The 17381-nt window shown below is 60.7% G+C and carries 18 protein-coding genes; 5 read left to right on the forward strand and 13 right to left on the reverse strand.

Features of this window, described 5'->3' with window-relative positions:
* Window positions 1-47: 47 nt before the first annotated feature.
* The 3 genes from ACKJSM_RS10180 to ACKJSM_RS10190 are packed head-to-tail and all read right to left on the reverse strand — an operon-like array spanning window position 48 to window position 1428.
* Window positions 48-221 carry a DUF3094 family protein gene (locus tag ACKJSM_RS10180; RefSeq protein ID WP_003228304.1) on the reverse strand — a complete coding sequence of 58 codons (174 nt, stop codon included), beginning with the start codon at window positions 219-221 and terminating at the stop codon, window positions 48-50.
* Between the two features lie 56 nt (window positions 222-277).
* The gene (locus ACKJSM_RS10185) at window positions 278-805 is read right to left on the reverse strand and encodes an MOSC domain-containing protein (RefSeq protein ID WP_410237347.1); all 528 of its coding nucleotides are present in this window, start codon (window positions 803-805) and stop codon (window positions 278-280) included.
* Complete coding sequence (locus ACKJSM_RS10190) at window positions 802-1428, reverse strand: DUF1780 domain-containing protein (RefSeq protein WP_007959580.1); 627 nt, start codon at window positions 1426-1428, stop codon at window positions 802-804. The genes ACKJSM_RS10185 and ACKJSM_RS10190 overlap by 4 nt, the downstream gene beginning before the upstream one ends.
* Before the next feature lie 130 nt (window positions 1429-1558).
* Here ACKJSM_RS10190 and ACKJSM_RS10195 point away from each other — a divergent pair, with 130 nt between their 5' ends.
* From ACKJSM_RS10195 to ACKJSM_RS10205, 3 genes are all read left to right on the forward strand, one after another.
* Entirely contained in the window at window positions 1559-2026 is a 468-nt protein-coding gene (locus ACKJSM_RS10195) for an FAD/FMN-containing dehydrogenase (protein ID WP_410237348.1), read from the forward strand.
* The gene (locus ACKJSM_RS10200; RefSeq protein WP_236182049.1) at window positions 2023-2712 is read left to right on the forward strand and encodes an energy-coupling factor ABC transporter permease; all 690 of its coding nucleotides are present in this window, start codon (window positions 2023-2025) and stop codon (window positions 2710-2712) included. The genes ACKJSM_RS10195 and ACKJSM_RS10200 overlap by 4 nt, the downstream gene beginning before the upstream one ends.
* Window positions 2713-2777: 65 nt before the next feature.
* Window positions 2778-2993 carry a hypothetical protein gene (locus ACKJSM_RS10205; protein ID WP_007959584.1) on the forward strand — a complete coding sequence of 72 codons (216 nt, stop codon included), beginning with the start codon at window positions 2778-2780 and terminating at the stop codon, window positions 2991-2993.
* A gap of 6 nt (window positions 2994-2999) precedes the next feature.
* Here the strand turns inward: ACKJSM_RS10205 and yacG are convergent, their stop codons facing one another.
* Genes yacG through pilB form a run of 5 tightly spaced genes read right to left on the reverse strand, consistent with a single transcriptional unit; the run spans window position 3000 to window position 7611 of the window.
* Window positions 3000-3200 (reverse strand): DNA gyrase inhibitor YacG, encoded by a 201-nt coding sequence (yacG, locus tag ACKJSM_RS10210; protein ID WP_039771664.1) that lies wholly within the window; start codon window positions 3198-3200, stop codon window positions 3000-3002.
* Complete coding sequence (gene coaE, locus ACKJSM_RS10215) at window positions 3197-3820, reverse strand: dephospho-CoA kinase (RefSeq protein ID WP_207983964.1); 624 nt, start codon at window positions 3818-3820, stop codon at window positions 3197-3199. Before coaE ends, yacG begins: the two co-directional genes overlap by 4 nt.
* Window positions 3817-4689: a prepilin peptidase gene (locus ACKJSM_RS10220; protein WP_410237349.1), complete on the reverse strand. Its 873-nt coding sequence runs from the start codon at window positions 4687-4689 to the stop codon at window positions 3817-3819. The genes coaE and ACKJSM_RS10220 overlap by 4 nt, the downstream gene beginning before the upstream one ends.
* 1 nt (window position 4690) lies before the next feature.
* A complete protein-coding gene (locus ACKJSM_RS10225; RefSeq protein ID WP_410237350.1) occupies window positions 4691-5908 on the reverse strand; it encodes a type II secretion system F family protein in 1218 nt (405 codons plus the stop codon).
* Between the two features lie 2 nt (window positions 5909-5910).
* Window positions 5911-7611: a type IV-A pilus assembly ATPase PilB gene (pilB, locus tag ACKJSM_RS10230; RefSeq protein ID WP_410237351.1), complete on the reverse strand. Its 1701-nt coding sequence runs from the start codon at window positions 7609-7611 to the stop codon at window positions 5911-5913.
* A gap of 226 nt (window positions 7612-7837) precedes the next feature.
* Between pilB and ACKJSM_RS10235 the strand changes: the two genes are divergently transcribed.
* Together ACKJSM_RS10235 and ACKJSM_RS10240 are read left to right on the forward strand one after the other, a co-directional pair.
* Window positions 7838-8269: a pilin gene (locus tag ACKJSM_RS10235; protein ID WP_410237352.1), complete on the forward strand. Its 432-nt coding sequence runs from the start codon at window positions 7838-7840 to the stop codon at window positions 8267-8269.
* Window positions 8270-8563: 294 nt separating this feature from the next.
* On the forward strand, window positions 8564-8920 hold the full coding sequence (locus ACKJSM_RS10240; protein ID WP_410237353.1) for a BON domain-containing protein: 357 nt from the start codon (window positions 8564-8566) through the stop codon (window positions 8918-8920).
* 165 nt (window positions 8921-9085) lie between these two features.
* On the opposite strand, the gene ACKJSM_RS10245 is transcribed toward ACKJSM_RS10240, so the two are convergent.
* The 5 genes from ACKJSM_RS10245 to pgi form a co-directional block, all read right to left on the reverse strand.
* Window positions 9086-9382 carry a DUF2845 domain-containing protein gene (locus tag ACKJSM_RS10245; RefSeq protein ID WP_236182055.1) on the reverse strand — a complete coding sequence of 99 codons (297 nt, stop codon included), beginning with the start codon at window positions 9380-9382 and terminating at the stop codon, window positions 9086-9088.
* A complete protein-coding gene (locus tag ACKJSM_RS10250; protein WP_410237354.1) occupies window positions 9382-12333 on the reverse strand; it encodes a DUF748 domain-containing protein in 2952 nt (983 codons plus the stop codon). The genes ACKJSM_RS10245 and ACKJSM_RS10250 overlap by 1 nt, the downstream gene beginning before the upstream one ends.
* A gap of 109 nt (window positions 12334-12442) precedes the next feature.
* On the reverse strand, window positions 12443-13459 hold the full coding sequence (locus ACKJSM_RS10255; RefSeq protein WP_236182057.1) for a class I SAM-dependent rRNA methyltransferase: 1017 nt from the start codon (window positions 13457-13459) through the stop codon (window positions 12443-12445).
* Window positions 13460-13559: 100 nt separating this feature from the next.
* Window positions 13560-15497 (reverse strand): acetate--CoA ligase, encoded by a 1938-nt coding sequence (gene acs, locus ACKJSM_RS10260; protein WP_410237355.1) that lies wholly within the window; start codon window positions 15495-15497, stop codon window positions 13560-13562.
* Between the two features lie 114 nt (window positions 15498-15611).
* Window positions 15612-17276: a glucose-6-phosphate isomerase gene (gene pgi, locus ACKJSM_RS10265; RefSeq protein ID WP_339488139.1), complete on the reverse strand. Its 1665-nt coding sequence runs from the start codon at window positions 17274-17276 to the stop codon at window positions 15612-15614.
* Window positions 17277-17381 lie beyond the last annotated feature (105 nt).

The following is a 17381-nucleotide window of genomic DNA, read 5'->3' on the forward strand; positions in this document are numbered from 1 at the left end:
GTTTTTAAAGGAAATCGGTACAGCTAACCGAGCGAGCGCGATGCAGCTCATAGCGTCAGGTAACTGATTAAACGGCTCAACAGGCCCAGACCAATGGTCACTGCCAGCACCAGCACCAGGAGCATCCACGGCCGGAATGGCCGGCGCTCGACACGGTGCTGGGACAACTGCAGGTACTCTTCGACATGCTTCTGGTCTTCGGGGTTCAGGCGGCTGGTCATATGAGGCCTCGTCAGGGGTAGACGTTGCTGAATGTGAACAAGCTACAGCGGTTTTTTTAACCGGGATTGAACGCAGCATAGCCACTGTCAGGGATCGGTTCGACCGACACACCGTCCCCCAGGCGAATGATCCCGCTTTGTAACACTCGCGCGGTGATTCCGCCATGCCCGCGCACGGCCTGGAATGTTCCGGGTCCGAGATTGTTCTGCAGGCGCGCGCACGGTTGACACCAGCCCGTGGTTTCGAAAATCGCCTGGCCAATGCGAAAGCGCCTCCCCTTGAGGCTGAACAGGTTGATCCCGCTTATAACGAGATTGCGCCGCAGATCTTCAGGCCTGATCGGTTGCTCGTGGGGACGTCCCATCAATGCGCTGATCACGGCCAGGTGTTCGAACTGAATCAGCGTGACCTGTCGGGCGTTACGTACACCGGGGCGGGCATGATCCCCGGTCAGTCCCGCTTCAAGGCGTGCCTCTACGGCGTCGAGCTCGATCATCGGCCCACGAGACTCAGGACGCACGCCAATCCAGCGCACGCATCCCGTTTGCGGGACATCGGCGATCAATTGTTGCAGCGGCGTCACAGGCTGATCCCGACATCGAACACGATGCTGCGCCCCAGGTTGCCGCGCAGAAAATCCGGGGCATCGGGATGGGCGAACAGCACCCGTGCGAAGGTCGGCCCGACCAGCGACAGCGAGCGCCAGCCCTGACGCAGGTATTCGGTGGGCGGTGGAAAGTGGCTGTTCAGGTCGAGCACTTCGCGTTTGAGGCTGGCAAAGGCAATGATGTCCAGCTCGCCCAGGTCCATCCCGCGTTCCTTGTAGTTGTGCGCCTTCTTGCGCAAGGTCGGTGCCAGTCTCAGCAGAAATTCATTGGCCGGAATCCGCCGCGGCTTGGCTTCACGGCGCACCAGTTGGCTGAGGGAAAACGCACTGCGCCGCCGTTGCAGCTCATCGCGCCATTCGTCGTTGAGCCGACGGCCTTCGTCAAGGACGAAGAACACCTCGAAGTTGGCGTCGCGAAACAGCACGTCCGGTGGCTCTCCGGCAGGGGCGAACTCGTCGGCGCGATAAGGAATATTCAAGCCTTGCAGCAGGCGCTGGCAAACCCAACGCTCACGCTCCCATTTGCGGGCATTGGACAGGAACGCGTTGGCTTGCTCGGCCGCGATGGTCAGCAGGCGTAAATAATCTGAGTCATCCATAGGCCCAAGCTTAGCGTTCAATTGCGACAAGCAGAAAGCGTTCGCGCGGCAAAGTGCATCAGTGGGCAGTCGGGAGGGTCGGTGTAGACTGATGGCTCCGTGTATCAACGTCGAATGAAAGGGGCTGAATGTGAAATTTCGCTGGCTGTTGTTGTTCGCTGTCGTTCCGTTATGGGCCCATGCGCTGGAAATCGGCGAGCGGCTGGCACCCTGGACGTTGCTGGATCAGTACGATCAGCCGTTTACCCTTGATAACCGCACCACGACGCTGCTGGTGGCGCGTGACATGGACGGCGCGAAACTGCTCAAGCAAGCCATGGCCGATCAGCCCAAGGGCTATCTGGAGGCGCGGCATGCGGTGTTTGTCGCCGATATCCAGCGTATGCCGGCGCTGATCGCGAAGATGTTCGCCGTACCGGCCATGCGTGACTACAGCTATCGAGTGTTGCTTGATCGCGAAAGCCGCGTGGCCTCGCGCTATCCCGGGACCGAAGGCACGGTGCTCTGGCTGCAGCTCAAGGACGGGTGCTTGCTGGCCCGGCATGAATACACCCAGGCGGCTGAACTGCGTGAGGCGCTGGAGCAGGCTCGCCCATGATCGGCGCCGAGCTGCTGTCGTCTGCGAGCCTGCTGCTGGGATGGTTGATTTACCTGCCGGTGCTGCTCTGGGCGATTGGCCGCGCGCCGTGGGTTGAGCTGTTCAGTGACAACCGCCGTCAGCACTTGCTGTTCGGCACGGTGTTCGCGTTGTTTCTGTTGTGGCTGGTGCGCAGGGATTTCGATACCGGCGTGTCTTACCACTTCATCGGCATGACGGCAGTGACGCTGCTGCTGGACTGGCCGCTGGCGATCGTCGGCGGACTGATGGCGCAACTGGGGCTGGTGCTGTTGGGACGTCAGGATCTGGTGGCCGTCGGGGTCAACGGCGCCTTGTTGATTCTGTTGCCGGTGTTGATCACCGAATGCGTGGCGATCCTGGTCGAGCGCGCACAACCGCGCAATCCGTTCGTGTACATCTTCTGTTCCGGTTTTTTCGCCGCGGCGCTGTCGGCGTTGTTGTGTCTGACGCTGAGCCTGACGTTGCTCTGGTACGACGGCCTCTTTGCCATGCCCGAATGGCTGGAAGATTTCATCGGTTACCTGTGGCTGCTGATTTTTCCCGAAGCCTTCATCAACGGCATGGTGGTCAGCGCTCTGGTGGTGTTCTGCCCGGAATGGCTGGAGACTTTCAACCGCACCCGCTACCTTTCGGCGCCGTGGAAGGACGACGATCCCAAGTCTTGATCCACATCAAATCCGCTCTGCGCGCGGCATTTCATGCTCGGCCAAATCCCTTCAGGAGCAGCGGCATGAGTGTGTACGAGTGGGCGAGGCAGGAAACCCGGCAGAGTCTGGAGATGGCGCAGGAGGTAGGGTTCGATCCGGGCCTGAGCCTGCGCGCCTTGCTCAGCGCGGTGGTGCAGCAGAGCAAGGCGGTGCGCAACGCCGAAGACCTGGCCGACGAGTTGCGTTTTCTGGCGGAAAACCTCGACGACGATCAGGACTACGGCTTCATGCGGCCCTGAACGGGATCAGTGACGCGGGTCGAAATCGCCGGAAAACAGTTCGTCCTCGGCATCCGGGGCCACCGGAATCTTGTGTTCTTCCGACGCCCAGGCGCCGAGGTCGATCAGTTTGCAGCGGTCCGAGCAGAACGGACGGAATTTGTTTTCCGGGGTGAATTCCACGGGCGCGCCGCAAGTCGGGCAGTTGACGGTTGGGGTCTGGCTCATGATTGGCCTCCGGATAATGTCAGGTAAAAGTGATGCAGGCGCTCGACCTCGCTGTGCAGCCAGGCGAGGTCGCGGTCGTTGACCACCACATCGTCGGCACGGCTGACGCGGTCTTCGCGGCTGGACTGGGCCTTGAGGATCGCCTGGACCTGCTGTTCGCTGGTCTGGTCACGCTGCAAGGTGCGTTCGATCTGCAGTTGTTGCGGGGCGTCGATCACCAGGATTCGCTGGGTCATCGCGTATTGCCCGGATTCGATCAGCAGCGGCGAGACCAGAATCGCGTAAGGCGATTGTGCCAGCGCCAGGTGATGGGCGATTTCCTCGGCGATCAGCGGATGCAGCAAAGCTTCGAGCCAGCGCCGTTGCTCCGGTACCTCAAAGATCAGTTTACGCAGGGCTGCACGATCCAGCGTGCCGTCGGCCTGCAACACATCGGGGCCGAAGTGTTCGGCGATCTTCGCCAGCGCCGGGCGGCCCGGTTCGACCACCCAGCGCGCCGCGTGATCGGCGTCCACCACGTGGACACCGAGATCGATGAAGTGCTGGGCGGCGGCGCTTTTGCCACTGCCGATGCCGCCGGTCAGGCCGAGAATCCAGGGTTTTTCCACAGGGGTATTCATTTCAAACCGACAAACTGCCAATAGAAGCCGGTTATTTGACCACCCCAGAGCAAGGCAATCCAGCCGGCAATGGCCAGATACGGGCCGAAGGGGATCGGAGACGAGGTTTTCTGGTCCCGCAGCTTGAGCAAAATCACCCCGAGCACGGCACCCACCAGCGAAGACAGCAGGATGGTCAGCGGCAGAACCTGCCAGCCGCCCCAGGCCCCGAGCAGCGCTAGCAACTTGAAATCGCCGTGACCGATGCCGTCCTTGCCGGTGATCAGTTTGAACAGCCAGAACACCGACCATAGCGCCATGTAACCCAGCACCGCGCCCCACAGGGCATCGTGCAGCGGCACGAACAGCTCGAAGCTGTTGACGATCAGCCCCAGCCACAGCAGCGGCAGCACCAGCACATCGGGCAGCAACTGATGTTCGGTGTCGATCAGGCTCATGGCCAACAGGCCCCAGGTCAGCACGATCAGCAGGCACGCGGGCCAGCCGAAACCCAGGTGCCAGGCGATGAACGCCGAGAGCAGGCCGCAGGCCAGTTCAGTCAGCGGGTAGCGCTTGCTGATCGGTGCTCTGCAACTTGAACAGCGCCCGCGCAGGAACACGTAACTCAACACGGGAATGTTTTCCCATGCGCGGATCCGGTGGCCACAGTGCGGGCATTGAGAGTGCGGCAGCATCAGGTTGTAGGTGGGCAACGGCGCTTCACCGGGCAGTCCCAGCACATCGTGGGCCTGCTGGCGCCATTCACGCTCGAGCATTTTCGGCAGGCGCCAGATCAGCACGTTGAGAAAACTGCCGACCACCAGCCCCAGCAGCAGGGCGGTGAAGACAAAGGCCAGCGGATACAGGCTGAGGAGTTCGTCGATAGGCATGTCAGATCGCTGAGCCGAGTTGGAAGATCGGCAGGTACATCGCCACCACGAGGCCGCCGACGATCACCCCAAGCACCACCATGATGAATGGCTCCATCAGGCTGGTGAGGTTGTCGACCATGTTGTCCACCTCGTCCTCGTAGAACCCCGCGACTTTGTCGAGCATCTCGTCCAGTGCGCCGGACTCTTCGCCGATGGCGGTCATCTGCACCGCCATGTTCGGAAAGATGCCGGTGGAGCGCATCGAGAAATTCAGCTGCATGCCGGTGGAGACGTCCTGGCGGATGCGCAGCACGGCGCGCTTGAACACCACGTTGCCGGTGGCCCCGGCCACCGAGTCCAGGGCTTCCACCAACGGCACGCCGGCCGCGAAGGTGGTCGACAGGGTCCGGGCAAACCGCGCCACGGCGGACTTGTACATCAACGTGCCCACCAGCGGCAGCTTGAGAAACCAGGCATCGCGTCGGTCGCGCAAGGCCTGGGATTTTTTCAGGGCATGACGGGTGCCGAAAAAACCGGCCACCAGCACACCGAGAATCGCCCACCACCCTTGCTGCATGAATTCGGACAGGCTAATCACCATCAACGTGAAGGCCGGCAGTTCGGCACCGAAGCCGGAGAACACAGACTGGAATTGCGGTACCACCTTGACCAGCAGAATCCCGGTCACCACCGCCGCCACCAGCACCACGGCGGCCGGGTAGGTCATGGCCTTCTTGATCTTGGCCTTGAGGCTTTCGCTCTTTTCCTTGTAGGTGGCGACCCGTTCCAGCAGAGTGTCCAGGGCGCCGGACTGCTCGCCGGCATCCACCAGATTGCAGTACAACTCGTCGAAATAGTGCGGCTTCTTGCGCAGCGCGGCGGCGAAGCTGTTGCCGGCGGCCACTTCCTGTTTAACCTCGTCCACCAGCTTGCGCATGGCCGGGTTTTCGAAGCCTTCGCCAATGATGTCGAATGACTGCAACAGCGGCACGCCGGCCTTCATCATGGTCGCCATCTGCCGGGTGAACAGGGCAATGTCCTGAGCCTTGATGCGCTTGCCGAAGCTCAGCAGCGAGGCGGATTTCCTGCGCACCTTGCCCGGGTTGATGCCCTGCTTGCGCAATTGGGCCTTGATCAATGCAGGGTTCTGGCCGCTCAACTCGCCGGTCACCTTGCTGCCTTTGCGGTCCGTGCCTTCCCAGGCGTAGACGCTGATTTTTGCTGCCTTGACCGCCATGTTCAGTCCTTCGTGACCCGGTTGATTTCTTCAAGGCTGGTGATGCCTTGCATGGCCTTGATCAGGCCCGAGGTGCGCAGGTCGTTAAAGCCGTCCCGGCGCATCTGGGTATCGATTTCCAGCGAGTTGTCCTCGGCCATGATCAGCCGTTGCAGCTCGGGGGTGTTCTTCACCACTTCATAGATCCCCACGCGACCCTTGTACCCGCCGTTGCAGTGATCGCAACCGCCGGGCTCATAGATCGTGAAATGGCCCATGCGTTCCTCGGGGAAGCCTTCCTTGATCAGGGTCTCGCGGGGGATTTCGATGGGTTTCTTGCAGTGGCTGCAAAGTTTTCGCGCCAGACGCTGGGCAATGATCAGGCTCACCGAGGTCGCGATGTTGAAGCCGGGGATGCCCATGTTGTGCAGGCGGGTGAGGGTTTCTGCTGCGCTGTTGGTGTGCAGGGTGGACAGCACGAGGTGCCCGGTCTGGGCAGCCTTGATCGCGATTTCGGCGGTTTCGAGGTCGCGGATCTCGCCGACCATGATCACGTCCGGGTCCTGACGCAGGAACGAGCGCAGGGCCTGGGCGAAGTCCAATCCCTGGCGTGGATTGACGTTGACCTGGTTGATGCCTTCCATGTTGATCTCCACCGGGTCTTCGGCAGTGGAAATATTGATGTCGACGGTATTGAGGATGTTCAGCCCGGTGTACAGCGACACGGTCTTGCCCGAGCCGGTGGGGCCGGTCACCAGAATCATGCCTTGCGGCTGTTTGAGGGCTGCCATGTACAGGTCTTTCTGTTCCGGCTCGTAGCCGAGGGCATCAATGCCGATCTGGGCACTGGACGGGTCGAGGATCCGAATCACCACTTTCTCGCCCCAGAGGGTGGGCAGGGTGTTGACCCGGAAATCGATCGACTTGCTCTTCGACAGACGCATCTTGATCCGCCCGTCCTGAGGTTTTCGCCGTTCTGAAATGTCGAGGCTGGCCATCACTTTCAGGCGCGCGGCAATGCGCCCGGCGAGCTGAATCGGCGGCTTGGCCACTTCCCGCAGAATGCCGTCGGTGCGCACCCGCACCCGGTAGTGCTTTTCGTAAGGCTCGAAGTGCAGGTCGGACGAGCCGCTCTTGATCGCGTCCAGCAGCATCTTGTGCACGAAACGCACTACCGGGGCATCGTCGGCGTCCATCCCGCCGAGCGTGTCCTGTTTGCTGTCGTCGACCGTTTCGATGTCGAGCCCGTCGAGATCAACATCGGCCATCTCCTCCAGTCCGGTGGCATGGGTGTCGAAGAACTTTTCGATGGCGTCGGTGAGCTTGTCGTCCTCGACCAGAATGGCTTCGGTGCTCAGCCCGGTGCTGAACTGAATGTCATTGATCGCCTGATGATTGCTCGGATCGGAAATCCCCACGAACAGTTTGTTGCCGCGTCGCCAGAGGGGCAGGGCGTGGTGCTGGCGCACCAGTTTTTCGCTGACCAGGCCCTTGGGCTGGGTTTCCTTGTCGAGGCAGTTGAGGTCGAGAAATGCCATGCCGAAATGCTCCGAGGCAATCTCGGCGACCTGCCAGCTCTTCACCAGTTTGTTCTGCACCAGGTAACTGACCAGCGACAGACGATTGCGCTGCGCCTGTTGCCAGGCTTGCTGGGCACTCTTTTCCGTGAGCAATTCGGCCTGGACCAGTTGTTTGGCCAGGCCGCTCAGAGCGATGTCATTCATGGGGGTTCCACGTGCTTGCCGTTCATGACTTATAGCCTAGTCAAGTGACAGCGCCACACACGCGCAGTGCAGGTGACAAAAAGTGTCAGATAGTGCGGCTACGGGTTGTAGGAATCGGCACGTCAGCCGGATGGCGTCCAGTGGGCCGGGCCTTCAACGGCTTGGCACGGGCTGTGCTGAGTCCTGTTCAGATCATGAGATTCCGACTCATGCATGGAGCGTGTCTATGAATAAACAACAGGGTTTTACTCTGATCGAGCTGCTGATCGTCGTGGCGATCATCGGTATTCTCGCGACGGTGGCGCTGCCGCAGTATTCCAAATACCAGGCGCGGTCGAAGGTGACGGCGGGGTTGGCGGAAATCAGTGCGATGAAAGTGCCGTTCGAAGATGTGATTAACCAAGGCACCGATCCTTCGCTGACTAACGTGGCGGGCAGTGCAACGGTTACAACTTCGAATTGTTCGGTATCCGCATCGGGCACTGCTTCGACGGGCGCCGGTTCAATCGTCTGCACGATTAAAAACGCTCCAGGTCCAGTTCTGGACAAAACCATCACACTCACCCGCTCGTCCGGTACGGGAGCAGGTGTGTGGACATGCGCCACGACGGTTGCGCCGGATTACTCGCCAAAAGGCTGCACTGCGAGCGGTACCTGATTTTTCCACAGGCTTCCAAATGCCCCGCAATGCGGGGCATTTTTATTGCGCGGCACTTCGCAAAAGCTCCAATAATTTCAGAGTGTTAGGAACTTTCCGAAATGCCGCAACTTGCATGTAGATATTTCACAGGTCATGCAATTTGCATGATTCCGAAAAAATTCTAATTTGACAACTTGTTGATTTATAAGGGTTTTTGTCAGGTTTGAAAGTTGGCACAGCGTTCGCAACTACCTGGGTAACCCTGCTGACAAGACAACCAGCAGACTTTCCAGAAAAACAGGAGTTACTCGTATGAAGAAGTTCGCTATCACTGCCGCTGCTGCTACCGCGCTGACCCTGACCATGGCTTCGGGTGCATTTGCTCAATCGACTCAGACCACTCAGGCGCCAATGACCCTGGCTGCCGGTGAAGTCACCCAAGCGAAAGAAGCGACCTCCGATACCTGGATCACTACCAAAGTGAAAGCGGATCTGGTCACCGAAAAAGGTATCCCAGGCACTGATATCAAAGTTGAAACCAACAAAGGCGTCGTTTCCCTGTCTTCCACTGTTGCAGTGACAGAGGCGCAGAAAACCACCGCCGTTGCCATCGCCAAGAAAATCAAAGGCGTGAAAGCGGTCTCCGCTGACGGCCTGAAAGCCGAGTAAGGCAAGGCTTCTCGCCTGGACCGGGAGAAGACGCGACAGGCGGGCCGAGCAATACGTCTGCCGCACTTTAGAGTTCATGCGACCGGCCACACGGAATGTGGCCATTGCAGGCCCCGGCACATGTGTCGGGGCCTGTTTTATTTCAGGGGCGGAAAAGCGGGGAAGTCAGTTGCCGCGCTTGCTGTTGATCTGTCTCAGGCGATTGCCTTCAAAGCGCAGGTATTGGTACATACCGTTGCTCGGGCCGTAGGTCCATTCCTCGACCTGAAACTCTTCACGACGGTTGGCGCTGCGCTTGTAACCGAGCAGATCGCGACTGACCGGCTCGCCACATTTTTGCAGCACCTCGCTGGCGCGATCGCCGAGGCTCACCAGTTGGCTGCCGCAGCGCAGGGTATCGGACGCCGCGGCCTGGCTGGCGATCAGCGTCAGCCCCAGTGCAGTCAGCCACTTGCTGTTCATCACTCGGCATCCAGATGCATTTGCGTTACCACCCGGCCGTCGCTTTCTGCTTCGCCGAGGTTGGCGTCAATGAAGTACACGCGATCGTCGGCCAGTTGGCCCTTGTCCACCAGATAGTCCTTGATGCTGCTGGCACGGTCCTGACCGAGCTGGCGCAGCAGCACGTCGCTGGAACTCCAGAACTTGATCACGTCCGCACGCATTTTCGCCGTGCGTTCTTCCTTGCCCAGATCCTTCCATTCGGCCGGTGGCTGGGTTTTCAGACGTGTGCGGTAAATGCCTTCAAGCAAGGGACCTTTTTCGCCCTCCGGCACCTCAATCAACGAGGCCTGAGCCGGTACCTTGTCGCCACGGCGCTGGAGCATCTTGTAGTAGTTGTACTGGTATTCACGTTCCAGGCGTTGTTCGGCGAGCAACGGGCCGTCGCTGCTTTTTGCCGCAGTGCCTTCGATTTCCAGGCGCAGGGCCGGACGCTCCTTCAGCGCTTGCGACAGTTTCACCAGCGCCGCTTCGGCGTCTTTGCTCAGGTCGCTGGAGCCCGGTGCAAAGGACACGGTGCCGAGGTCTTCGGAGCCGCCACCGCTGACCAGACCGCCAATCAGTTTGAACGGTGCGGCGGCAGCCTTGACGATCAGGTTACGCAGGGTTTGCCAGACAATCGGCATCACGCTGAATTGCGGGTTGTTCAGGTCGCCGGTCACCGGCAGCTCGATGGAAATCTTGCCGTCGACGTCCTTGAGCAGGGCGATCGCCAGTTTCAGCGGCAGGCTCACGGCATCCGGGCTGTCGACTTTCTCACCCAGTTGCAGCTGTTCGACCACCACTTTGTTCTCGGCCTTGAGCTGGCCTTTGGTGATCAGGTAATGCAGGTCGAGGTTGAGCCGGCCCTTGCGGATCCGGTAGCCGGCGAACTTGCCGGAGTAGGGCGTCAGGGTGGTCAGCTCGACCCGTTTGAAGCTGGTGGCGATGTCAAGACTGGCCATCGGGTCGAACGGATTGACTGCGCCCTTGATGGTCACCGGCGCATAGCGGTCGACCTTGCCCTTGATGTCGACGCTGGCCGGTTTCGCCTGACGGCTGTCGATGGTGCCGATCTGGCCGTTGAGCTGCTGAACGGCGGTGGCGAAGTTCGGGGTCAGGCTGAAGTCGGCGAAGTTGGCCGAGCCGTCGTTGATCGCGATGCCACCGATGTGAATGCCCAGCGGTTTGTCCTGGCTCGCCGGTTTCGTCGCGGCGGTCTTAGTCCCGGAATCGGCCGGCTGCGGGATCAGCAGGTCGTCGATGTTGGTGGTGCGGTCATCGTTGATCATGAACCGTGCATACGGCTGGAACAGGTTGATCCTGTCGATCGACAGGCTGTCGCCGTGCTGATAGTTCAGGCCTTCGACCACCACTTGCTGCCACTTGAGGAAGTCGCGGGTTTTCAGAGTGTCGAGGGTGTGCAACTGATCGATCTGAGCACGACCGGTGACGCTGAGGGCCAGCGGGTCAGTGCTTTTCAGGTTCACTTTCAGGTCGCTGCCGAGCATGCCGCTGCGCAATTCAAGGCGAATGAACGGATTGATGTAGGACTGCGCGACCCGCAGGTCGATGTCCTGGGTTTTCACGTTGAGTTGTGCGGTGACCGGGGCCAGGTTGACCACGCCGTCGGCGCTGATCTTGCCTTGCTTGCCCAGGCCGGTGTCGAGCCTGAGGTTGAAGGGCGAGCCGTTGAGGCTGTCGAAATTTTGCAGGTCGACGTTCAGCGGCGTGACATCCAGGGTGACTTCCGGCTTCGCCGAGCGATCGGCCAGATGCACTTTGTAGTCACGCAGTTGCACGTCCTTGACCAACACTTGCCAGGGCTTGCTTGGTGCGGTGGGCTCCGGCTTCGGCGAGTCTGCGGCGGCCGGGGTGTCTTTCGGTTCCGCCGCAGCCTTGGCGGCAGGTTTGGACGGCTGACTGGCGAACAGTTTTTGCCAGTCCAGTTGTCCGTCCGCTTCCAGTGCTGCCCAGGTTTCCAGTTTCTGGCTGCGGATCTTGCCGATCACCACTTGCTGTTTGGCCAGGTCCACCGTGGTGTCGCTGACGTCGAGGCGTTCAAGCTTCGCCAGTGGACGTCCGTCCGGCGCCTTGATGGCGAACGGCGCGATGTTGACCGCCACGTTGCTCAGCAGCAGTTCGGTTTCCTTGGACAGGTTGAGCTTGTAGTCGGTACTCAGGCTGACGACGCCGTTTTCCAGCACCAACGGCACGGCGTCGCGTACGTAGGGCCAGAAGGCTTTCATCTTGCCATCGGTGATCTTGAGGGTGCCTTCGGAGGCGATCGGAACCAGGCTGAAGTTGCCTTTCCAGTCGATCTGCCCACCGGCCGGGCCGATCGCGACGAGAGTCATGTCGGCGTTGTCTTCGGGCAGGGTGCTGAGGTTTTTCAGCTCGAAATCGAGCTTGTCGTAAACGAATTCGATCGGCTCGCTCGGGCGCGCGTCCACGAAATGCAGGTTGCCGCCGGCCAGCTGGATCCGGTCGATGCGCAGCGGGAACGGTTTGGCGTCGGGATCGGCAGGGGCTGGTTCGCTGGCGGGGAGCTTGAACAGGCCAAGGAGGTTGAGCTGGCCGTCCTTGGCAAACAGGATCTCGGTCTTGGATTTTTCCAGTTCGATGTCGGACAGGTGCAGGGCTTTGGTCCACAGGCTGTCGAGTTGCAGGTTGGCGTATAACCGTTCGAAGCCGACCTGTTCCTTGCCCGGCTCGCCGATCACCAGCCCCCACAGCGTGACTTCAAGGCTGAACGGGTTGAGTTCGATGCGTTGCAGATGCGCGGGGACCGTGGCGTAGTTGGCCAGTTGCTGGTTGGCCACCCTGAGTGCAATGCCCGGCAGGATCAGGAACCCCAGCAGGCTGTAGAGGGCCAGAGCAGTCAACAGGGCGCCAATCGCGCGAATCAATCCTTTGGGCATGTGCGGCTTCATCTGTCTGAATCGGAGTGCCTTGGAGTATGGCACGCGATTCCGGTTCCGAAGCAAATGCCGATGCTCAGGATTGTTCAGATTTTTCCGTGGGAAATTTCCTGCGCCGCTTTTAAAGCTGGAGGATCAGGGTCTTCAGCGGCGGTTGTTGATCCCGCGAAGGGAAGTCGGCACCTGGGGTCATCACGCTCCATTCACGTACCGGCCGGCCGGCTTTTTCTGCGCAGCGCAGCACCTGTTCGCGCCAGTCATCCATGCTGACTTTCGCCAGATTATTGCAGCAGATCAGCACGCCGTTCTCGGCGGTGGTCAGCAGCGCGGGCTTGAGCAGGCTTTGATAATCGCGCAGCAGATCGACGGTGCCGAACGCGCTCTTGGCCCACGCCGGTGGGTCGAGCAGCACCAGATCGTATTGGCGCTGTTCGAGGCGTTGATAGCTCGGCAGTTTCTGCCCGCGACGCTGGCTGATCGGCAGGCCGGCCAGTTGGCGGATGGCCGGGAAGTAGTCGGACTGGATGAATTCCATGCTCGGCAGGTGCGGGTTGAGCTGACCGTTCTCGCGACCGACCGCCAGATTGCCCTCGGCGAAATCCAGATTGCACACCTCGCTTGCACCGCCAGCGGCTGCGCTGAGACCGACGCCGCAGGTGTAGGCGAACAGGTTGAGCACACGTTTACCCTTGGCGTGATCCTTGACCCAGCCGCGGGTGTTGCGCAGGTCGAGGAACAGCAGCGGATCCTGTCCGGCATGACGGCCACGTACACGATAATTCAGGCCCCATTCGTGGCCGATCAGATCGGCCAGTGCTGCGTCGTCGGCGCGGTAGACGCTGTCTTCACGGTCGATCCGCGAATTGCCACGGGAGCGGTCGTTGTAGACCAGCAGCGTTTCCAGGCCCAGGGTCTGGTTGACCATGGCGTGCAGTTGCAGCAGGTCTTCACGCGCCAGGGTCTGATGAAAGCTTTGCACCATCAGTTGCGGGCCATAGCGGTCGATGGTCAGGCCGCCGGCGCCTTCCTGGCTGCCGTGGAACAGCCGGTAGCAGTCGGTGCCCTGGCGGTGCAGCTCGGCGAGCAGATCCTGGCGTTGGTCGAGAGCGGCGCGCAGCGCCAGGTTCAAGGAAGACATGCGGGCGCCTTGCTGGAGGGAATCGGGGCGCGGGAGTTTAGCAGCAACTTGGCGGCAAGCGGCGAGCTTCAGACTTGGGGCTCGCCGCTTGCAGCTGCTCCTATTGGTTCAAGCGTTTATCGATCAAACCCTGCACCACGCTCGGATCCGCCAGGGTCGACGTATCGCCGAGGCTGTCGAGTTCGTTGCAGGCGATCTTGCGCAGGATCCGCCGCATGATTTTGCCCGAACGGGTTTTCGGCAGCGCCGGGGCCCACTGGATCAGGTCCGGTTTGGCAAAGCTGCCGATTTCCTTGCTGACGTGGGCCAGCAGTTCTTTCTTCAGTTCATCGCTGGGCTCGGTGCCATTCATCGGCGTGACGAACGCATAAATCCCCTGGCCTTTGACGTCGTGGGGATAGCCGACCACGGCGGCCTCGGCGATGCTGTCGTGCAGCACCAGCGCGCTTTCTACCTCGGCGGTGCCGATGCGATGGCCGGAGACATTGATCACGTCGTCGATGCGCCCGGTGATCCAGTAATCGCCGTCCTCGTCACGGCGGGCGCCGTCGCCGGTGAAGTAGTAGCCGGGGTAGGGTTTGAAGTAGGTGTCGACCATGCGCTGCGGGTCGCCGTAAACGCTGCGGATCTGTGCCGGCCAGCTCGACTTGATCGCCAGCACGCCACTGCCGGCGCCCTTGATTTCCTTGCCGTGCTCATCGAGCAGCACCGGTTGCACGCCGAACATCGGCTGGGTGGCGCAGCCCGGTTTGATTCGCCGGGCGCTGACCAGCGGGCTGAGCATGATGCCGCCGGTTTCGGTCTGCCACCAGGTATCGACAATCGGGCAGCGCTGTTCGCCGACCACGTTGAAATACCATTCCCACGCTTCCGGGTTGATCGGCTCACCGACACTGCCGAGCAATCTGAGGCTTTGCCGCGACGTTTCCTGCAACGGCCCGGCGCCTTCGCGCATCAAGGCGCGCAGGGCGGTGGGGGCGGTGTAGAAGATGTTGACCTTGTGTTTGTCGATCACTTGCCAGAACCGTGAAGTGCTCGGGTAGCTCGGCACACCTTCGAAAATCAGGGTGGTCGCCCCGTTGGCCAGTGGGCCATAGACGATGTAACTGTGGCCGGTGACCCAGCCGACGTCGGCGGTGCACCAGAACACTTCGCCGTCGCGGTAATCGAGTACGTACTTGAAGGTCATCGTCGCTTGCAGCAGGTAACCGCCGGTGGTGTGCAGCACGCCCTTGGGTTTACCGGTGCTGCCGGAGGTGTAGAGGATGAACAGCGGGTCTTCGGCGTCCATCGGTTCTGGCGGGCAATCGTCGCTGACGTCGCGTACGGCCTGGTGATACCAGAGGTCGCGGCCTTCGACCCAGTCGACTTTGTTCTGGGTACGCTCGACTACCACGACGGTGCTGACATTCGGGCAACTCTGCAGGGCCTTGTCGACATTCTGTTTCAGCGGTACGAATTTGCCACCGCGCACACCTTCGTCGGCGGTGATCACGGTGCGGCAGTCGGCGTCGAGAATGCGGTCGCGCAGAGAGTCCGGGGAGAAACCACCAAACACCACCGAATGAATCGCGCCGATCCGCGCGCAGGCGAGCATGGCGTAGGCGGCTTCGGGGATCATCGGCATGTAGATGCAGACCCGGTCGCCTTTTTTCACACCACGGCTTTTCAGCACGTTGGCCAGGCGGCAGACGTGGTGATGGAGTTTGCTGTAGGTGATTTGCGTCGATTCGGCAGGGTCGTCGCCTTCCCAGAGAATGGCGGTCTGATCGCCGCGCTTTTCCAGATGGCGGTCGATGCAGTTGTAGCTGACGTTCAGCTTGCCACCGGCAAACCAGGCGGCTTCGCCGGTCTTCAGGTCATAGCGCTGGACGGTCTGCCACGGCGTGCTCCAGTCGAGAAAACGCCGGGCCTGTTCGGCCCAGAAGGTGCTGGGGTGTTCAATGGATTCGCGGTACAGGCGCTGGTAGTCGTCCTGACTCAATTGTGCAGCCCGGCGGACGGCATCGGCTTTGGGGAACGTGCTGATATCGAACATGACGGTTCCTTATTCTTGTTGTGCGACAAGGATAAAGATGCGCCGAGAGCGGTGAGGGTTCAATACCTGTAAACAAACACCCCCTCATGGCGAGGGGGTGTGTTCAGGGCTGGATCAGCCGCGGTGACGGCCGCGGAAGTAGTTGATCAGGCCTTGGGTGGACGGGTCTTCAGCAGCGGTTTCTTCGCTGCCGACCAAGCGGTTGTAGACACCCTTGCCCAGTTCCTTGCCCAGTTCCACGCCCCACTGGTCGAAGGCGTTGATGCCCCAGACCACGCTTTGCACGAAGACTTTGTGCTCGTACATCGCCACCAGTGCGCCGAGACGACGCGGGCTGATGCGCTCGACCACCAAGGTATTGCTCGGACGGTTGCCCGGGATCACCTTGTGCGGTGCCAGCTTCTGCACCTGGTCTTCGCTCATGCCCTTGTCGCGCAGTTCGGCTTCGGCTTCCGGCAGGGTCTTGCCGAGCATCAGCGCCTGGCTCTGCGACAGGCAGTTGGCGTACAGCCACTGATGGTGGTCGGAGACCGGATTGAAGCTGACGATCGGGACGATGAAGTCGGCCGGGATCAGTTGGGTGCCCTGGTGCAGCAACTGGTGGTAAGCGTGCTGACCGTTGCAGCCGACGCCACCCCAGATCACCGGGCCGGTATCGGTCGACACTGCGGTGCCGTCCTGGCGCACGCTCTTGCCGTTGGATTCCATGTCCAGCTGTTGCAAGTGCTTGGTGATGTTACGCAGGTAGTGGTCGTACGGCAGGATCGCGTGGCTTTGTGCACCCCAGAAGTTGCCATACCACACGCCGAGCAGGGCCAGCAGCACTGGCATGTTCTGTTCGAACGGCGCGCTCTGGAAATGCTGGTCCATGGTGTAGGCACCGGACAGCAGTTCCTTGAAGTTGGACATGCCGATGGCCAGCGCGATTGGCAGGCCGATCGCCGACCACAGCGAGTAACGACCGCCGACCCAGTCCCACATCGGGAAGATGTTTTCTTCGCGGATACCGAAGGCCACGGCTGCCGCGTTGTTGCTCGAGACGGCGATGAAGTGGCGATACAGCTCGGCTTCCGAACCACCCTGGGCCAGGTACCAGGCGCGGGCGGCCTGGGCGTTTTTCAGGGTTTCGAGGGTGTTGAACGATTTCGACGAAACGATGAACAGCGTGGTCTCGGCGCGCAGCTTTTGCGTCAGCTCGTGAAATTCGCTGCCGTCGATGTTCGCCAGGTAATGGCAACGCACGCCTTTCTGGGCGTAGGACAGCAGGGCTTCGGAGACCAGCTCGGGGCCGAGGAACGAGCCACCGATGCCGATGTTCACCACGTCGGTGATCGGCTTCTCGGTGTAACCGCGCCACAGACCGTCGTGGATGCGGCCCACGAGATCGGTGATCTGGTTCAGCACCTTGTGAACTTCAGGCATCACGTTGACGCCGTTGACCGACAGCTTGTCGCCAACCGGGCGACGCAGGGCGGTGTGCAGCGCCGGGCGGCCTTCGGACGCGTTGACGATTTCGCCGTCGAACAGCGCCTTGATCGCGCCTTTGAGATCGACTTCATTGGCCAGACCCACCAGCAGGTTGCGGGTCTCGGCGTTGATCAGATTCTTCGAATAGTCGAGAAACAGTCCGCAGCTGCTGAGAGTGAACTGATTGAAGCGCTGCGGATCGGCGTTGAAGGCTTCGCGCATGCTGAAATCCTGCATGGCTTGGCGGTGATCTTTCAACGCTTGCCAGGCAGGCAGAGCGGTAACGTCATGAGGAGTGCGGTAGTACGCCATCGCTGCGGTTTTCCTTTTTACTTGAACGGCCTTTTGAACACTGAAAAGACCTCCCCGCCATGTTTGGGCGAGGGGGCAACTGCGTCGACACGATTACTTTGGCGC

This window comes from Pseudomonas sp. PHC1 (assembly GCF_046487845.1).
GTDB classification, from domain to species: Bacteria; Pseudomonadota; Gammaproteobacteria; order Pseudomonadales; family Pseudomonadaceae; genus Aquipseudomonas; species Aquipseudomonas sputi.